The organism is Azotobacter tropicalis (assembly GCF_059739045.1).
This window is the reverse complement of sequence record NZ_AP046059.1, coordinates 3,362,111-3,378,257: the sequence shown is the minus strand read 5'-3', so window position 1 is coordinate 3,378,257 and position 16,147 is coordinate 3,362,111. Positions and strand designations below refer to the sequence as shown.

Here is a 16,147-nt window from a genome sequence, read left to right as displayed (position 1 = left end):
GCAACTAGAACGATCGCGCTGTTTTCGGCCATTGATTAAACGAATGCAGCGGCATTCGTTGGTATTGCGCTCAGAGTCTTGCGGATCATGGTTTCGGCAAATAACCCGGCAGCGCTTCGATGCGTTCGATCCACTGGGCGATGTGGCGGTATGGCGAAATATCCACACCGCCTTCATGGGCCAGTGCGACATAGGGATATACCGCGCAATCGGCGATTGAGGGGCGGCCAATGGCAAGCCATTCATGCTGCTGCAAGTGCTGGTCGAGCAGCGCCAACACTCTGGCTGACTTTTCTACCGCCGCTGCGTGATCCAGCGCATAACCAAACTTCTCGACCAGCCGTGCGGCACAGACGCTGTGTTGGATTTCGTTGGCCGCAAATGACAGCCACTGAACGATTTCTGCCTGTCCCTGCGGATGCGCCGGCCACCAGGCCAGTCCGCCATAGGCACCGGCGAGGTAAACCAGAATGGCCTGGGAGTCGCGTATGACCTGTTTGCCATCCACCAGAACCGGCAGCTCTCCGAGCGGGTTCAGTTCCAGCAAGGGCGGGCGTTTGTGTTCGCCATTGAGAAAGTCCACCGCCACTATTTCCAGGTTGATATTGGCCAGGGCCGCAAACAGGCGAACTTTGTAGCAGTTCCCTGATGGGTGCAGGTCGTACAGTTTCATAGGTGACCACCGTTGGTGAGTTGGTTGAACTCCAAGACGTTGCCGTCCGGATCGCGGATGAACAGGGCAATTCTTCTGGGCCCGATCGGATGCGGCCCTTCGGTGATGACGATCCCGCGTGCCTCCAACCAGCGTTGCAAGGCTTGCAAGTCGTCCACGATGAATGCCGGGTGGGTGATGCCGGGCAGCTTGATCGGCTCATCCAGCAGCGCGTTGTGCGCGTCGGGCTGGCGTGCGCCGTTAAAGATCAGGTTGATGCGTACCCCGTCCGGGGTGAGCATTTCGTTGGCCTCATACAGCGAAAATTCCGCGCTCTGCACAAAGCCCAGGCTCTGGTAAAAAGACAGCGCCCGACGCTTGTCACTGACACGAATGCCAATGTGGTCATAGGCATAAATTCTGGCGGGATTTTGCGGGGTATCCATGGCATAGCTCTCTGTTGCGGTAACGCCCGGAGAGTGTCTCCCGCGAGCCGCGTTCGACCTATGCCGCGGAGCTGATAACACCTGTGCAACAAACGCACTAATGAGAGAGGGATATGGACAGGCTGAAGGCCATGGCCAATTTCGTGCGCATCGTCGACAGCGGCAGCCTGAGTGCTGCTGCCGACGTTTCCGGCCAGTCGGTGGCGTCACTGGTGCGCTCCCTCGCCGCCCTGGAAAAACACCTGGGTGTGCGCCTGCTCAACCGTAGTACCCGTCGCATGGCCCTGACTGATGAGGGCGAAGCCTATCTGACCTGGAGTCGGCGCATCCTGGCTGAATTTGACGATATGGAGCAGCGCCTAGAAGCGCGGGACGGGAACGTGCGCGGTCAACTGCGGATCACAGCACCGGTGGAATTTGGCTATCGCTACGTGGCGCCGCTGGTCAATGACTTTCTTCATGCCCATGAGGCGCTGCGCATTGAGCTGAACCTCAATGACCAGATCATCCCGCTACTAGATGAACGCATCGACCTTGCCGTACGCATCGGCCATTTGCCGAACTCCGGGCTGGTCGCTCGCAAAGTCAGCAGCACTCGCCTTGTCACCTGTGCCAGCCCGCTCTACCTCGAACGCCATCCCGCTCTCGCGCATCCCAGCGCCTTACGTGATCACTTTTGTATCAGCACTCCGTCACAGGGCCGGCACTGGTACTTCCGCGCCGGGGAAAAAGAATGGGCAGAAGAAATCACTCCGCGCCTGATGTGCAGTCAAATCCGCGCAGCCATCCTGGCCTGTGTTGAAGGTGTAGGCATTGCGCGAGTGATGCATTATCAGGTTGCTGCAGAGCTGGCTGACGGGCGTCTGCTGAGAGTCCTGCGCCCCTACGAACCGGAGAATCTACCCATCCAGTTGGTTTATCCACACAGTCTGCAACTCGCACCACGCGTCAGAACCTTTGTCGACTGGGCCTGCCCGCAACTAGAGGCCCGCACACCTGATCCAGACGCCGATTAGGCAAACGCCAGCTCTGCCAGCCACGCCATGAGCCCCACAACCTACAGCGCGGTTGGGAGCACAGCGGGTCGCCATCAACTAGCACGGTGAGCAGCCGACAACGCGCCACATAACCTTTGGGATGATCTTGCCCAGCCCTAGTGGACACAGGTTTAAGCACTCATCCAGGCCTCGAAGGCTTCCGGACTGATGTATCCCAGTGTGCTATGACGACGCTGGCGGTTGTAGTCGGTTTCGATGTACTCGAACACGGTTTGACGCATCTGGGCATGCGTACCGAAGCGTTCCCCATGGATGCACTCGACCTTCAGACTGTGAAAGAAGCTTTCGGCACAGGCGTTGTCGTAGCCATTGCCCTTCGCGCTCATGCTGCCGCGCAGCCGATGGGCATGGAGTAGCTCCCGATAGGCCGCCGAACAGTACTGGCTGCCTCGATCCGTATGCACGATCACGCCTTGAGGCTGCTTGCGCCGCCACAGGGCCATGCGCAGGGCATCGCAGACCAGCTCGGCCGTCATGCGCTCGCCCATAGCCCAGCCGATCACCCTGCGCGAGTACAGGTCGATAATCACCGCCAGATACAACCAGCCTTCTTCCGTGTGCCGGTAAGTCATGTCGCCCACCCACTTCCGGTTTGGCGCCGCTGTCGTGAAGTCCTGCCGGAGCAGGTTGTCCGCCACCGGTAGTGAGTGCCTGGAATTCGTGGTGGCCTTGAACTTCCTGGCAGCCCTGGCCCGCAGTCCCTGGCGCCGCATCGAAGCAGCCACGGTCTTGCGATTGCAGGGCAGGCCCGACGCCTTCAGGTCGAGGCATAACCGCGGAGCCCCGCTGCGCCCCTTCCGCTTGTGGTCGGCCTGAGCTACCAGGCGGTCCAGTTGGGTCTGTTGCTGGCGGCGCTTCGAGAGCTTGCGCGAACACCAGGCGTAGTAGCCGCTGCGGGCAATGCCCAGCACACGGCACATGACCTTCAGTGGAAACTGCCGAGTATGGGCTTGCATGAAGGCGTACTTCACTTGAGGCTCCCGGCAAAGTACGCGGCGGCTTTTTTTACGATGGCCAACTCCTCGGACTGTTCGGCCAACAGCCGTTTGAGGCGGGCGTTTTCGTCGGCCAACAATTGCTCGCGCTCGCTGCTGGTCTGGGCCTGCTGTTTCCTGCTCCGCCAGCCATAGAGCTGGGAGGGGTGCAGCCCAAGCTGTTCGGCCGCTTTGCTGACGCCAATCCGTTCGGCCAAGGCCAGCGCTTCGTCCTTGTAGGCTTGGGAGTGGCGGATACGGGTTGGTTTCATCGGGCTTGCTTGCCTTGCCATGGATCACCTCGTTGCAGTGTATCGCTTAACGGGGTGTCCACTGAGGCTGGGCAAGATCAAACCCCTGCCTTCCCAGACCAGCTTTCCCCAGCGCCGATCCCGATCGCTCGTCGAGCCTATCCCGCTCCTCGCCAAGGCCGGATACATGGATAACTGCGGCCCTCCGATACCCGCCTTTCCAAACACACCGCCCACCAGCCTCTAGACTACCAATGACCGGCCGGCACAACCGGCAGGCACCCAGTCACTCGGCAAGGCGGGACACGCGGATGACCCTTTCCAGACAAGGCTTTTGGCTTCAGTGGCGACTGGCCACGCTCCTGCTCGCGACCTGGCTTCTGGCGGGCTGCGGCATCAACGACATTCCCACCTACGACGAGCAGGTGAAGGCGACCTGGGGGCAGGTGGAGAACCAGTACCAGCGGCGCGCCGACCTGATCCCCAATCTGGTGGAAACGGTCAGGGCTTACGCCCAGCACGAGCGGGAGACCCTGACGGCGGTAATCGAGGCGCGGGCCAAGGCCACCTCCATCCAGGTGGATGCCGGCACGCTGGACGATCCGCAGAAGCTGCAGCAGTACCAGCAGGCCCAGGACCAGTTGAGCGGCGCGCTGAGCCGGCTGATGGTGGTCTCCGAGCGCTACCCCGAGCTGAAGGCTAACCAGAATTTCCTCGCCCTGCAGTCCCAGCTGGAGGGCACGGAAAACCGCATCGCGGTGGCGCGCCGCGACTTCATCGCCGCGGTGGAGCGTTACAACACCGAGATCCGCACCTTCCCCGGACGCCTCTGGCACAGCGTGCTCTACCGCGACCTGCCGGTCCGCGAGAGCTTCCAGGCCACGACCCAGGGCGCAGAACAGGCACCGCAAGTGAAGTTCCGATGAAACGGGCGACCAGGCTCCTTCCGGGCCTGCTGCTCTGCGCCTTCGCCCTCGCCGTCCTGGCGCAGGAGGCCGGCTTCCCGGTCCTGAGCGGACGGGTGGTGGATCGCGCCGAACTGCTCGATGCGGCAACCGAGACGCGCCTGACGCAGATGCTCGCCGCCCACGAGCAGGCCACCGGCGATCAGCTGGTGGTGGTCACCGTGCCGGACCTGCAGGGGCGCAGCATCGAGGAGTTCGGCGTCGAACTGGGCCGCCGCTGGGGCATCGGCCAGAAGGGCAGGGACAACGGCGCGCTGCTGATCGTCGCGCGCGACGAGCGCCAGGTCCGCATCGAGGTCGGCTACGGCCTGGAGGATCGCCTGACCGACGCCCAGTCCGCGCTGATCATCCACAACCTCATCGTCCCGGCCTTCCGCCAGGGCGACTTTGCCCGCGGCGTCAGCGAGGGTGTGACGGCGATGCTCGGGGTGCTGGGCGGCAAACCCCTGCAAGACGAACAGGGAGCGATCTCCGACAGCCGGAAGGCGGACGAGCCGTCGCCGATCCTGCTGGTCGTGCTGCTGGTGATCATGCTGATGCTGTTCCGCGGCGGACACGGCCGTGGCGCGCTGATCGCCGGCGCCCTGCTCGGCAGCCTGCGGCATGGCGGAGGCGGCGGGGGTGGCGGCTTTGGCGGGCGCGGCGGCGGCTTCGGCGGCGGCGGCGCTTCCGGTGGCTGGTAGGGATATGGACAACCGATGAAATTGCTGACCGAAAGCGAACAGCGGCAGGTCGCTGCGGCGATCGAGCGGATCGAGCGGGAGACGGACGCCGAACTGGTCACCGTGCTGGCGACCCGGGCCGACGACTACACCTATATCTCCCTGCTCTGGGCCGGGCTGCTCGCCCTGCTGCTGCCCGGCACGCTGAACCTGATCGGCGGCTGGCTGAGCGCGGGGCAGTTGCTGCTAGCGCAATGGGCGACCTTCATCCTGGCTAGCCTGGTGTTCCGCCTTCCCGCCCTCACCACCCGGCTGGTGCCGCGCCCGGTGCGCCACTGGCGTGCCAGCAACCTGGCGCGGCGGCAGTTCATCGAGCTCGGCCTGCACCACACCGCGGCGGAAAGCGGCATGCTGATCTTCGTCGCCGAGGCCGAGCGCTATGTCGAGATCCTGGTCGACCGGGGCATCTCCAGGCACCTGGACGACGCCACTTGGCAGGCGATCGTCGAAGCCTTCACCGCCCGGGTGGGGCGTGGCGAGACGCTGCAGGGCTTCCTCTCTTGCATTGAGGCCTGCGGTGCGCTGCTCAAGGAACACTTGCCCGCCACCCAGGAACGCAACGAGCTGCCCAATCGGCTGGTGATCCTGTCGTAGGCCGGCACGCAGCGGTCTGCCGGCCTGTCCCCCGGGCAGGAAGGCGAAGTGAACGGAACAGGCGCACTTTCCGCACGGCGCGAGTCAAACCAGCAATGCCCCACGCGGAGACCGACCATGCTGCGCCTCGCTCCCTTGCTCATCGGTACCCCTCTCCTGCTTCTGCTCGGCAGCTGTGGCGATACCGCCAGGCTGCCGGTCAGCGAGGGCTACGGCCCGCAGCCGAAACTGCCCGCCCCCACGTCGAGCCTGATCCCCACGGTGAACATCGCCAAGGCGGTCGGCTGGCCGCCAGGCAAGCAGCCTACAGCCGCTGCGGGCCTGCAGGTGAAGGCTTTCGCCAGCGGCCTGAATCATCCGCGCACGCTGCTGACCCTGCCCAACGGCGACGTGCTGGTCGCCGAAACCAACGCGCCGCCCAAGCCCGACGACAACAAGGGCATCCGCGGCTGGGTGATGAAGAAGGCGATGGCCCGCGCCGGCGCCGGCGTGCCCAGCGCCAACCGCATCAGCCTGCTGCGCGACGGGGACGGCGACGGGGTCGCGGAAATCCGCACGACGCTGCTGGAGAACCTCAACTCGCCGTTCGGCATGGCGCTGGTCGGCGACCAGCTCTACGTCGCCAACACCGACGCCGTCGTCCGTTTTCCCTACCGGGCAGGCGAAACCCGGATCGACGCGCCCGGCACGAAGGTGGCCGACCTGCCGGCCGGGCCGCGCAATCACCACTGGACCAAGGACCTGATCGCCAGCCGCGACGGTAGCAAGCTCTACGTCACCGTGGGCTCCAACAGCAACGTCGCCGAAAACGGTATCGAGGCGGAAGAAAACCGCGCCGCCATCCTCGAGGTCGATCCGGCCAGCGGCGCCACCCGGTTGTTCGCCTCCGGCCTGCGCAACCCCAACGGCCTGGCCTGGCAGCCGCACAGCGGCGCGCTCTGGGTGGCGGTCAACGAGCGCGACGAGATCGGCGGCGACCTGGTGCCGGACTACATGACCTCGGTCCGCGACGGCGGCTTCTACGGCTGGCCCTACAGCTACTACGGCCAACACATCGACGAGCGCGTCAAGCCGCCGCGCCCGGATCTGGTGGCCAAGGCCCTGGTGCCGGACTACGCCCTCGGCGCGCACACCGCCTCCCTGGGGCTGACCTTCTACCAGGGCGAGCTGCTGCCGCCGCGCTACCGCAACGGCGCCTTCGTCGGCCAGCACGGCTCCTGGAACCGCAAGCCGCGCAGCGGCTACAAGGTGATCTTCGTGCCCTTCGACGAGCAGGGACGCCCCGCCGGGCCGCCGCAGGACATCCTCACCGGCTTCGTCGACGAGGAGAAGGACGAAGCCCATGGGCGGCCGGTCGGCGTGACGGTCGACAAGGCGGGCGCGCTGCTGGTGGCCGACGATGTGGGAAATGTCGTGTGGCGGGTTACCCCGGCCCGCTGAGCGGATTAGCCCGGCGCCGGGCGGAGCAGTCTGGTCAAGCGAGCTTTTTCAGCAGCTCTTCGAGCTTTTCCGGAATCCGGCTCAGGCCATGGCGGGCCGCCTGCTTGCGGATCTCGACCCGGTCGCCGTCGAAGCGCACCGTCTCGCTGACCACGGCCAGCTGCTCGCCCCGCATCAGGGCATAGGCATAGCACTGGGTGCCGCCCGGGTCCTCCTCGGAATCGTCGGCCACCCCGGTATTGGCCACCGCCAGATCGGCACGGCTGGCCTTGAGTGCACCGATCGCCATTTCCGTGGCGACTTCCTCGCTGGTCAGGCCGAAGCGTTCGATGGTGGCGAAATCGACGCCGAGCAGCCCGTGCTTGGACTGCGGCGAATAGACGATGAAGCCGCAGTCCAGCACCTGGCCGCAACCGGGCTCGTTCGCCAGAAGCGAGGCCATGAGTCCGCAGGTGCAGGACTCGGCGGTGCTCAGCTTCAGCTGGCGCTCCTCGAGAAAGGTCACCAGCTTGCCGATGTCTTCCATGCTCGCCCTCCGCAGGAAACGCCGAAGAACGCCGCTCCGGCACCGACGCCGAAGCGGTCGTGGGTGCCGGGAGGCGGCGGGAAGTCATCCGGTCCGGGGCCGGCCCCGGGCCCGGCATGCGCCGGACCGAGGGCACGGCCTCGGTCGGTCCCCTCAGTGATGGGTCTTGCCGGAGCCGAGGTCGGCACCGGTGAGCGGGTCGGCGGAGGGGTTGGACATGGTGCGCGACGCCATCTGCTTCCAGACCTGCACGTCCTTGTCGGGAAGGGTCACGGTGGCCATGCCGTCGCCGCCGTCGACCGCCGGTTGCGGCGTCTCGACGAACTGCCATTCGGCGCCCTGGTTCCACGGCCCGCGCACGTCGTCCGCGCCCTGGGACATGTTGAAGTAGGTGTTGGTGTACTCGGGCATGCCCGCCAGCTTCCCTTGCGGAAAGTTGGGCTGCATCGAGTGCAGCGCCTTCTCGAACGACTTCTGGTGGGCCAGCTCGCGGGTCATCAGGAACTTGAGCGCCTCCTGGATGCCGGGATCGTCGGTGACGTTGATCAGCCGCTCGTAGATGATCTTGGCGCGGGCCTCGGCCGCGATGTTCGAGCGCAGATCGGCCGTGGGCTCGCCGATGGTGTCGATGTAGGCCGCATTCCAGGGCACCCCGCCCGAGTTGGTCAGGGCCGGTCCGCCGCCGTACAGCAGGGAGGTGATGTGGGAGTCGTTGCCGCCACCGGTCAGCGAGCGGTACAGCTCGGCCTCCTGCTCGACGCCCTCGGCCAGCTGCCCTTTCGCGCCCTTGTTCAGCATGCCGACGATCGAGCCGATGATCTCCAGGTGGCTGAGCTCCTCGGTCGCGATGTCCATCAGCAGGTCCTTGCGGCCGGCATCGTCTTCGGCCAGGCCCTGGGTGAAGTAGCGCATCGCTGCCGCGAGTTCGCCTTGTGGCCCGCCAAACTGCTCCAGCAGCAGATTCGCCAGACCAGGATTCGGTGCCGCAACCCGGACGGTGTATTGAAGACGCTTGTTGTGGACAAACATAAATCCTCCTCACACGGTTGGTCGCAATCTCCTGTTCCATTGCTCCCGGTATCTTGGGGTTTCGTCGAAGCGAGTGGCACGAACGCCACCGTTCAGGGGGGTAGAGCGACGCCCGCCGCGAATAGTTCAGGAAAAATGCCCAGTGGTAGGAACGCGCCGGTCTCGGTCCCGCCGGAAAGGACGCGCCTGGGGCGCCGCCGCCAATGGCCGCGGTCCCGGAACTCGCCGGGCCGAAAGCCGGTCGGTACTTCGAGGCCGCCGGGGACTTGCCGCTCCGGGCGATGCAGGCGCCCCGCCGCCCCCGCACAAGGAGACCGCCATGGCCGATACCCCTCCCACCGTGGTGATCTGCGGCGCCAGCGCCGGGGTCGGCCGCGCCACCGCCCAGGCCTTCGCCCGGGCGGGCTACCAGGTCGCGCTGATCGCCCGCAGCGAGCAGGGCCTGTCCGACACCCGGGCCGAACTGCAGGCGAGCGGCGCCCGGGTCCTGGCGATCGCCGCCGACGTCGCCGACGCCGCGGCCATCGACCGGGCGGCCGTCCGGGTGGAAGCCGAGCTGGGGCCGATCGAGGTGTGGGTCAACTCGGCGATGGCCACCGTCTTCAGCCCGGTCAGCCGCCTGAGCGCGGCGGAGATCCGCCGCGTCACCGAGGTGACCTACCTCGGCTTCGTGCACGGCACCCTGGCGGCCCTGCGCCACATGACCCCGCGCGACCGCGGCACCATCGTCCAGGTCGGCTCGGCCCTGGCCTACCGGGCCATCCCGCTGCAGTCGGCCTACTGCGCGGCGAAGTTCGCCATCCGCGGCTTCACCGACGCCCTGCGCTGCGAGCTGATCCACGACGGCAGCCGGATACGCCTGACCATGGTCCAGCTGCCGGCCCACAACACCCCCCAGTTCGACTGGGCGCGCAACAGGATGGACAAGCGTCCGCAGCCGGTGCCGCCGATCTACCGCCCGGAGGTGGCCGCGCGCGCCATCCTGCGGGCAGCCGGCGAGGCGCCGCGCGAACTCTGGCTCGGGCGCGCCACCCTGCAGGCCATCGTCGGCACCATGCTCATGCCCGGCCTGCTCGACCGCCTGCTGGCGAAGAGGGCCTACGCAGGACAACAGACCGCGGAGCACGAGACACCGGAGCGTGCGGACAACCTGTTCGCACCGGTCGAGGGGCTGCACCGCACCGCCGGCCGCTTTGCCGACCAGGCCCGGGACGAGGCCCTGGGCCTCGCCTCCGGGACCGTCGGCCTGCTGCTCGCCGTCGCCGTGGCGCTCGTGGCCCTGCTGGTCATCGCGCTCACCGCCTGGCTGGCGGATTAGCGCGTATCGCCTCCGGGCAGCCGGACCTCAGCGAAAGTCCTTGTAGTTCAGGTTGTGCCGGGCCATGCGCAGGCCGAGGATCCGCCGGGTCAGGCCCAGATGGGCGGCGGCCTCGGTCATGTTGCCCTTGTGGCGCTTGAGCGCCTCGACGATCAGCTCGTGCTCGGCCTGCCCCAGGCGCACGTCGAGGATGCCGCCGGCGGCCGGGGTCTCGCAGACCGCCGGGATCTGCAGGGAGGGCGGCAGGTGGTGCGCCTCGATGACGCCGCCCTCGGAAAGGATCACCGCCCGCTCGAGGACGTTCTCCAGTTCGCGCACGTTGCCCGGCCAGTGGTAGCACATCAGCATGCTCAGGGCCGGCGCGGCGATGCGCTCCACGGCGATGCCCATTTCGCCGGAGAAGCGCGCCATGAAGTGCTCGGCCAGGGTGGCGATGTCGGCACCGCGCTCGCGCAGCGGCGGCACGGTGATGGGGAAGACGTTGAGCCGGTAGTAGAGGTCCTCGCGAAAGCGCCCCTGCTCCACCATGGCCCTAAGGTCGCGGTTGGTGGCGGCGAGGATGCGCAGGTCGACCTGGTGGGTGAGGTTGCCGCCGACCCGCTCGAAGCTCTTCTCCTGCAGCACCCGCAGCAGCTTGGCCTGCATGGCCAGGGACAGCTCGCCGACCTCGTCGAGGAAGATGGTGCCGCCGTCGGCCGCTTCGAAGCGCCCGCGCCGCTGGTTCGCCGCCCCGGTGAAGGCGCCGCGCTCGTGGCCGAACAGCTCGCTCTCGATCACGCTCTCCGGCAGGGCGGCGCAGTTGAACTTGATGAAGGGGCCGTCGGCGTTGCTGCTGTTGTAGTGGATGGCGCTGGCCACCAGCTCCTTGCCCACGCCGTTCTCGCCGAGGATCAGCACCGTGGTCCGCGAGCGGGTGACCTTCTCGATCAGCGCGTAGACCTCCTGCAGCGGCCGCGAACTGCCGATGATGTTGCTGGGCTTGAAACGGCTCTGCAGGGCCGAGCGCAGGCGGCGGTTCTCGTCCTCCAGGGCCGCCTTGCGCACATGCTCCTGCAGGTGCAGCTCCACCGCCTGGGCGGTGGTGGCGGCGAGGATGGCGAGGATCTCCGCGTCCAGTTCGAGCATCTGCCGGTTGGCGTAGTGGCGCTCGGCGACGATGGCGCCCAGCACCTTGCGGTCGCGGCGGATCGGCACGCAGAGGAAGGACTGGCGGCCCGCCTCGCCGGGCAGCACCTCTGCCCGGCCGCTCTCCACTACCTGGGCGACGATACCTTCGCCGCGGGCCAGGCAGCCCGACGCCTCTTCCTCCTCGGTCAGGCCGCAGCCCTGCTGGATGAAGATCCGCCCCGACTCCGGCTCGCGCAGGTTGACCATGCCGCGCGTCACCTTCAGATGGCGCTGCATCAGTTCCAGCAAAACGCGCAGGATGCCGGCCAGGTCGCCGCCCTCGCTGGCGATGCGCCCCAGTTCGCCGAGCAGCGGCAGCAGCTCGGTGCGGCACTCGCCCATGTCCCATTCGCAGGGCTTGTCCTGCACCGGCAGCTCCCGTCCGGACGATACCGGCCGGCTCATGGGCGCCTCCCGGTCCGGGGATACCGGTTCCAGGAGGACGACGATCCGCGGCGGAACCGCAGGGGTTGCGCGAGTCGCTCCAGCACTGCCCGGGATTCGCCGGGCAGCAGTTCGTATCTAGGGGCATTCATGGCTGGCAGAAGAGTGTCTCCGGGCATGGGTCGCGCCGCCAAGGCGGCATCCGCAGGAGATACAGCAAGCTCCGTTCCACGCGTCCAGCCCCGCCAATTCCGCCAATCGCCGGCATAAACGTACGAATACGAACGAAAGATCGGCCAGTCGCGCACGCACCGGTACATCCCGGCCCCGGCCGCACGCCGGCAACGGCAGCGCCGGGCAGGCCCGGCCACGACGCCGAACGCCCGCCGGGCGCCGCACGGCGGCGGCTGACCGGAAGGCTCCGCCGGCACTGGCGCCGATCTTGCGAGGGGCGCTCCGTCACCTGCCCCAGGAGCCCCGCCATGTCCGAATCCAGCCAGTCGCAACCCGCCAGCGCCCGCATCTACCGTTTCGAGCCCTATCACTTCAGCCACCAGCTGCCGCCGGAGACCCGCGACCGGCTGAAGGAGATCTTCGCCCACTGGAACGAGGCGGAGAAAGCCGAGACGCTGGTCCGGGAAATCATCGACCAGGCCCCGGACACCCTGGGCGTGCGCATCGTCGCCTACCGCTTCTACTTCTACCGGCGGCGCTCGCTGGAGGCCGCGCACTGGGCGCTGGCCTGCATCGAGTGGCTGTCCCGGCGCCTCGGCCTGCCGGCCGACTGGCGCGCGGTCCGTGCGGAGATGGCCGACTTCGTCCACTGGCATGCCTTCACCCGCCTCTGGCTGCAGTCGCTCACCGCCTACGCCTACAACCTCGCGCGCCTGGGCCGCGAGGCCGAATCCCTGGAGGCGCTGGACAAGGTGGAGGAGCTGGACCCCAGCGGCAAGCTGGGCGCGCCGCGCCTGCGCCAGGTGTTCAGCGGCCCGCGCGGCGACGCCGGCATGCTGTTTCCCAAGACCTTCGAGAACTGGCGCTTCGCGCAGCCAACGGCGCCACAGCAGAGCGAGGGCTGACGCCCTCCCCGGGCGCCCGCCTGGCCCGGCATCAGAGGAGCGTCCACAGCGAAGAGAAGTCCTCGACGCCCCCATAGCCGAACAGCCGGTATTCGAAGCGGCTGAAGCGGCCCAGGCTGGCGAGCCGACGCCTGAGCACGGCGAGCTGTTCCTCGCCATGCCGGTTGATCTGCACCGTGCAGTCCTCCCGGAACGGCAGGCTGGCGGTGACCAGGCTGGCCGGAGCGTCATCGTCGCCCCCTTCCGGCAGCTGCAGGGCGCGCAGGTAATGGTCTTGCGGCTGCGCCGCATCGACCAAACGCAGCCCGCAGGGCTCGGCGCGCTCGGCGATCAGCTCGACCCCCAGGCGCGCGCCGTCGGCGACCTGGCGGATCCAGCGGATCACGCCGACGGCCCAGTCCTGCCGGGACGCCGGCTGGATGCCCAGCAACTCGCCGACCCGCAGCCGGCTGGCCGGCAGGCCCGGCCAGAACAGCCCGTAGCCGCCCTGACTCCGGTCGACGACGGGCAGCGCGAAGACCGGATGCCGCTCCACTCCGAAGTCGCCGGCCAACAGCGCCTGCCCGTCCGCCTCCCGGCGAAACGGGATCGCCTCGGCGGCCGGCCCTTTCCGCCGGTCCAGCGAGCCGACATCGAACGCCTGGTTCCAGACGTCCTCCAAGTCGCCCCGGTTCGGCTGGAAACGGGCACGGCACGCATCGTCCTGACGTCGCAGCAGCTCGCCGAACGTCTGCCGGCCCGCCAGGTGATAGTGCAGGGACTGCATGCCGAGGACCACGCCGAGCCGGCCCTGCCCCGGTTCGCGCGGACAGGCGCGCTGGGCCAGATCGCCCCAGGCCTGCTGCAGGTGATCGAGAAGCTCGAAACCGAGGCCGCCCGGAAGCGGCGGCAGGCTATCCGGGGATGCCGCATCCGGATGCCGCCAGGCGTCCAGAACGCCCAGCAGCGCGGCGGGATCGATGCCGAGCAGGTCGCCGTCCGTGACGGGCTCGCACAGGCGTCGATAGCGCGGCGGACCGTCCCGGGTCAGGTCGACCTGCAGCGGGCAGCTGTCGGCTTGTTCCTGCAACCGCACCAGGGCGCTCCAGGACTCCAGGGCCCGGGCCAGGCGGGCGATATCCTTCGCTCCCAGCTGGTTGCAGCGCGCGCTGCCGAGCATCAGGCTCGCCGTATAGGTGCGCTGCACGGTCGACGCCGCATGGCCCGGGAGCAATCCATCGGGGACCGGCAAACGCAGCAGGTCGCGATCCCGGGCGATCCGGTACAGGCTGTGCATCTCCCGCCACAGGCCCTCGTGCACAGGGCTGTAGAGCTGCTTGGAGCGTACCAGGGTGGCATTCAGGGCATAGAGCGCGCGCTGCACGGCCGTGGCGGCGCGCTGGCGGCACGCTTCCTGCTCCGGCACGGCCGGCGTCTCCAGGGCGACGAGCTGTTCGTAGCCGCTGGCCAGCAGGCGCTGCAGCGCCTGGCAGAGATTGGCCACCTTGTGCGCCCGCTCCTCGGAGGCGCGGTTAGCCAGGAGAAAGTGCGGTTCCAGGTGCGTGCAGACGAAATGGATCTCCGGCCGCAGCAGCTCGAGCAGTTGCAGGCGATTCTCCGCAGGCGTCTGCAAGCGCACGATCTCGAGCAGGCCGAGATAGAGACGTTGCGCGCAGCCTCCCAGGTTGGCCTTGGGCAACTCGGCAATCCAGCGCTGCAGCGCCCAGGGACTCGCCGCGCAGAAACTCAGGGCGGCGCGGTCGGGCACGGGTACATGCAGCAATGCTTGAGGACTTTCACTCATTCGGAACGGCCTGCAGGGATGAGTCTTCACGCCTCCCGGCGTCGGAAGGTCTGGCTTCGAGAAAAGCGTACAGAAATCTGTCTCGGGACAAGACGCCTCGGCGTCAAATGAACTGCAGAAATCCGCCCCGTTCGGGACAGAAAATCAGCCCATAGGTCCGCTACTGCGTGCATTTGATCGGCAGGGAAATGACGCGCCGGCACGCTTCCAACATAATAATAATTATTATCACTAACATCAAAGCCGGATCCCCCCGCCGTGGACACAGGCAACCTCGACCGTCACAGCGTGCTGCACAGCCTCTATCTGGATCACCACTCCTGGCTCAACGGCTGGCTCAGGCGCCGGCTGAGCTGTCCGCACAGCGCCGAGGACCTGACCCAGGACGCCTTCGTGCAGGCCATGGGCTCCCGCGACCTGCTGCGCCTCGAACAGCCGCGGGCCTTCCTGACCACCGTCGCCAAGCGGCTGCTGTTCAACCACTACCGCCGCCAGGACATCGAGCGTGCCTACCTCGAGGCCCTGGCGGCGCTGCCCGCCGCGGAGCAGCCGAGCGAGGAAGTCCGCGCCATCGCCATGGAGACTCTGCTGGAGCTGGCGCGGCTGCTGGAGGACCTGCCGCTGCCGGTCCGCCAGGCGTTCCTCTACGCCCAGCTCGACGGCCTGCCCTATGCCGAGATCGCCGAGCGCCTCGGCATCTCCCTCGCCACGGTCAAGCGCTACATCGCCAAGGCGGCGCAGCGCTGCTACTTCGCCGAGCTGTACGAATGAAGGCGCCGGTTTCCGAACGGGTCGCCGAGGAGGCGGTGCGCTGGCTGGTCGAGCTGCAGGAGGGCGCCGACGAGCAGTTGCACCGCGACTGGCAGCGTTGGCGTGAGGCCGACCCCGAGCACGAGCGCGCCTGGCAGCGCATCGAGAGCGTCAACCGGCGCCTGCGCGGCCTGCCGCCCGCGGCGGCGCGGGCCGCCGTGGAGGGCGCGCCGCTGCACGGCCGCCGCCAGGTGCTGGGAATGCTCGGCCTGGCCGCGGTCGCCGTGCCGGCCGTCTGGCTGGCCGGTCGCCAGACGCCGGCCTGGCTGGCCGACTACCGCACGGCGGTGGGCGAGCGCCGCGATATCGACCTGGCCGACGGCAGCCGGCTGAGCCTGAACACCGACACTGCGGTGAACGCCGCCTCGCGCGGACTCGAATTGCTGCGCGGCGAGATCCAGCTCGAGGTCGCTTCCGGCGCATCGCCGTTCCGCGTCGCCACCGCCCAGGGCTCGCTACTGACCGAGCAGGCCCGCTTCAACCTGCGCCAGTACGCCGACCACTGCCGGCTCGGCGTACTGGAAGGCGCGGTGCAGGTGCGCTGCGCCGAGCACCCGGAGCGGCTGGCGGTAGTCACGGCCGGCCAGCAGCTGCGCTTCGACAGCCAGCACCTCGGTACGCCGCAGCCCCTGGATGCCGCCGTCGCCGCCTGGCGCAGCGGCATGCTGGTGGCCCGCGACATGCGCCTGGCGGACTTTCTCGACGAACTCGGCCGCTACCAGCGGGGCTGGCTGGGCTGCGATCCGCGCGTCGCCGACCTGCGCCTGTCCGGCACCTATCCGCTGCGCGACAGCCTGGCGATCCTCGCCATGCTCGAAGTCGCCCTGCCGGTGCGGATCAGCCAGCGCACCCGCTGGTGGATCAGCGTGCAGCCCCGCCACGGCTGAGCCCGGAAAAATTTTTCGTCCGGGCTGAGCCGTTTCGCCGTCTCGCGTGACAAGGGAGGTAG

The 16,147-nt window shown here is 67.6% G+C and carries 16 protein-coding genes; 9 read left to right on the top strand and 7 right to left on the bottom strand.

Annotated elements, in window-relative coordinates; all coding sequences use genetic code 11:
• Positions 1–85 precede the first annotated feature (85 nt).
• Complete coding sequence (locus Atro_RS15985; RefSeq protein ID WP_089166990.1) at positions 86–673, bottom strand: glutathione S-transferase family protein; 588 nt, start codon at positions 671–673, stop codon at positions 86–88.
• Positions 670–1,098, bottom strand: a complete 429-nt coding sequence (locus Atro_RS15980) for a VOC family protein (protein ID WP_349617775.1) — start codon at positions 1,096–1,098, stop codon at positions 670–672. The genes Atro_RS15985 and Atro_RS15980 overlap by 4 nt, the downstream gene beginning before the upstream one ends.
• A gap of 113 nt (positions 1,099–1,211) precedes the next feature.
• On the opposite strand from Atro_RS15980, the gene Atro_RS15975 reads away from it, so the two are divergent.
• On the top strand, positions 1,212–2,114 hold the full coding sequence (locus Atro_RS15975) for a LysR family transcriptional regulator (RefSeq protein ID WP_089166988.1): 903 nt from the start codon (positions 1,212–1,214) through the stop codon (positions 2,112–2,114).
• A 152-nt stretch (positions 2,115–2,266) separates the two neighbouring features.
• Here Atro_RS15975 and Atro_RS15970 read toward each other — a convergent pair.
• Positions 2,267–3,423 (bottom strand): IS3 family transposase gene (locus tag Atro_RS15970; RefSeq protein WP_497923805.1). Its coding sequence is split into 2 segments (ribosomal slippage): positions 2,267–3,165 and positions 3,165–3,423, totalling 1,158 coding nucleotides; the frame shifts between segments, so codons are not numbered across the junction.
• A 269-nt stretch (positions 3,424–3,692) separates the two neighbouring features.
• On the opposite strand from Atro_RS15970, the gene Atro_RS15965 reads away from it, so the two are divergent.
• The 4 genes from Atro_RS15965 to Atro_RS15950 all read left to right on the top strand — a co-directional run bounded on the left by Atro_RS15965 (position 3,693) and on the right by Atro_RS15950 (position 7,102).
• A complete protein-coding gene (locus tag Atro_RS15965; RefSeq protein ID WP_497923804.1) occupies positions 3,693–4,307 on the top strand; it encodes a LemA family protein in 615 nt (204 codons plus the stop codon).
• Positions 4,304–5,029, top strand: coding sequence for a TPM domain-containing protein (locus Atro_RS15960; RefSeq protein ID WP_497923802.1), 726 nt, complete (start codon positions 4,304–4,306; stop codon positions 5,027–5,029). Before Atro_RS15965 ends, Atro_RS15960 begins: the two co-directional genes overlap by 4 nt.
• Before the next feature lie 15 nt (positions 5,030–5,044).
• Positions 5,045–5,662, top strand: a complete 618-nt coding sequence (locus Atro_RS15955; RefSeq protein WP_497923800.1) for a TPM domain-containing protein — start codon at positions 5,045–5,047, stop codon at positions 5,660–5,662.
• Between the two features lie 117 nt (positions 5,663–5,779).
• On the top strand, positions 5,780–7,102 hold the full coding sequence (locus Atro_RS15950) for a PQQ-dependent sugar dehydrogenase (RefSeq protein WP_497923798.1): 1,323 nt from the start codon (positions 5,780–5,782) through the stop codon (positions 7,100–7,102).
• 34 nt (positions 7,103–7,136) lie between these two features.
• Here Atro_RS15950 and Atro_RS15945 read toward each other — a convergent pair whose 3' ends face one another.
• Both Atro_RS15945 and Atro_RS15940 read right to left on the bottom strand, forming a co-directional pair.
• Complete coding sequence (locus Atro_RS15945; protein ID WP_497923796.1) at positions 7,137–7,628, bottom strand: CinA family protein; 492 nt, start codon at positions 7,626–7,628, stop codon at positions 7,137–7,139.
• A gap of 153 nt (positions 7,629–7,781) precedes the next feature.
• Positions 7,782–8,657: a manganese catalase family protein gene (locus tag Atro_RS15940; protein ID WP_497923794.1), complete on the bottom strand. Its 876-nt coding sequence runs from the start codon at positions 8,655–8,657 to the stop codon at positions 7,782–7,784.
• A gap of 319 nt (positions 8,658–8,976) precedes the next feature.
• Here Atro_RS15940 and Atro_RS15935 point away from each other — a divergent pair, with 319 nt between their 5' ends.
• Complete coding sequence (locus Atro_RS15935; RefSeq protein WP_497923792.1) at positions 8,977–9,975, top strand: SDR family oxidoreductase; 999 nt, start codon at positions 8,977–8,979, stop codon at positions 9,973–9,975.
• Positions 9,976–10,002: 27 nt separating this feature from the next.
• Here Atro_RS15935 and Atro_RS15930 read toward each other — a convergent pair whose 3' ends face one another.
• Complete coding sequence (locus Atro_RS15930; protein WP_497923790.1) at positions 10,003–11,547, bottom strand: sigma-54 interaction domain-containing protein; 1,545 nt, start codon at positions 11,545–11,547, stop codon at positions 10,003–10,005.
• Between the two features lie 461 nt (positions 11,548–12,008).
• Between Atro_RS15930 and Atro_RS15925 the strand changes: the two genes are divergently transcribed.
• Positions 12,009–12,605 (top strand): hypothetical protein, encoded by a 597-nt coding sequence (locus tag Atro_RS15925; protein WP_497923788.1) that lies wholly within the window; start codon positions 12,009–12,011, stop codon positions 12,603–12,605.
• A gap of 31 nt (positions 12,606–12,636) precedes the next feature.
• Here the strand turns inward: Atro_RS15925 and Atro_RS15920 are convergent, their stop codons facing one another.
• Entirely contained in the window at positions 12,637–14,388 is a 1,752-nt protein-coding gene (locus Atro_RS15920; RefSeq protein WP_497923786.1) for a cyclic-di-GMP receptor FimW-related protein, read from the bottom strand.
• A 258-nt stretch (positions 14,389–14,646) separates the two neighbouring features.
• Here Atro_RS15920 and Atro_RS15915 point away from each other — a divergent pair, with 258 nt between their 5' ends.
• Positions 14,647–15,159: a sigma-70 family RNA polymerase sigma factor gene (locus Atro_RS15915; protein ID WP_497923783.1), complete on the top strand. Its 513-nt coding sequence runs from the start codon at positions 14,647–14,649 to the stop codon at positions 15,157–15,159.
• A complete protein-coding gene (locus Atro_RS15910) occupies positions 15,156–16,085 on the top strand; it encodes a FecR domain-containing protein (protein ID WP_497923781.1) in 930 nt (309 codons plus the stop codon). Before Atro_RS15915 ends, Atro_RS15910 begins: the two co-directional genes overlap by 4 nt.
• Positions 16,086–16,147: the final 62 nt, after the last annotated feature.

Excerpts from the sequence above, each read along its gene's own strand:
- Atro_RS15960 (WP_497923802.1), top strand. The coding sequence starts at position 4,304 with ATGAAACGGGCGACCAGGCTCCTTCCGGGCCTGCTGCTCTGCGCCTTC.
- Atro_RS15975 (WP_089166988.1), top strand. The coding sequence starts at position 1,212 with ATGGACAGGCTGAAGGCCATGGCCAATTTCGTGCGCATCGTCGACAGC.
- Atro_RS15925 (WP_497923788.1), top strand. The coding sequence starts at position 12,009 with ATGTCCGAATCCAGCCAGTCGCAACCCGCCAGCGCCCGCATCTACCGT.
- Atro_RS15945 (WP_497923796.1), bottom strand. The coding sequence starts at position 7,628 with ATGGAAGACATCGGCAAGCTGGTGACCTTTCTCGAGGAGCGCCAGCTG.
- Atro_RS15980 (WP_349617775.1), bottom strand. The coding sequence starts at position 1,098 with ATGGATACCCCGCAAAATCCCGCCAGAATTTATGCCTATGACCACATT.
- Atro_RS15935 (WP_497923792.1), top strand. The coding sequence starts at position 8,977 with ATGGCCGATACCCCTCCCACCGTGGTGATCTGCGGCGCCAGCGCCGGG.
- Atro_RS15910 (WP_497923781.1), top strand. The coding sequence starts at position 15,156 with ATGAAGGCGCCGGTTTCCGAACGGGTCGCCGAGGAGGCGGTGCGCTGG.
- Atro_RS15950 (WP_497923798.1), top strand. The coding sequence starts at position 5,780 with ATGCTGCGCCTCGCTCCCTTGCTCATCGGTACCCCTCTCCTGCTTCTG.
- Atro_RS15920 (WP_497923786.1), bottom strand. The coding sequence starts at position 14,388 with ATGAGTGAAAGTCCTCAAGCATTGCTGCATGTACCCGTGCCCGACCGC.
- Atro_RS15985 (WP_089166990.1), bottom strand. The coding sequence starts at position 673 with ATGAAACTGTACGACCTGCACCCATCAGGGAACTGCTACAAAGTTCGC.
- Atro_RS15965 (WP_497923804.1), top strand. The coding sequence starts at position 3,693 with ATGACCCTTTCCAGACAAGGCTTTTGGCTTCAGTGGCGACTGGCCACG.
- Atro_RS15940 (WP_497923794.1), bottom strand. The coding sequence starts at position 8,657 with ATGTTTGTCCACAACAAGCGTCTTCAATACACCGTCCGGGTTGCGGCA.
- Atro_RS15955 (WP_497923800.1), top strand. The coding sequence starts at position 5,045 with ATGAAATTGCTGACCGAAAGCGAACAGCGGCAGGTCGCTGCGGCGATC.
- Atro_RS15930 (WP_497923790.1), bottom strand. The coding sequence starts at position 11,547 with ATGAGCCGGCCGGTATCGTCCGGACGGGAGCTGCCGGTGCAGGACAAG.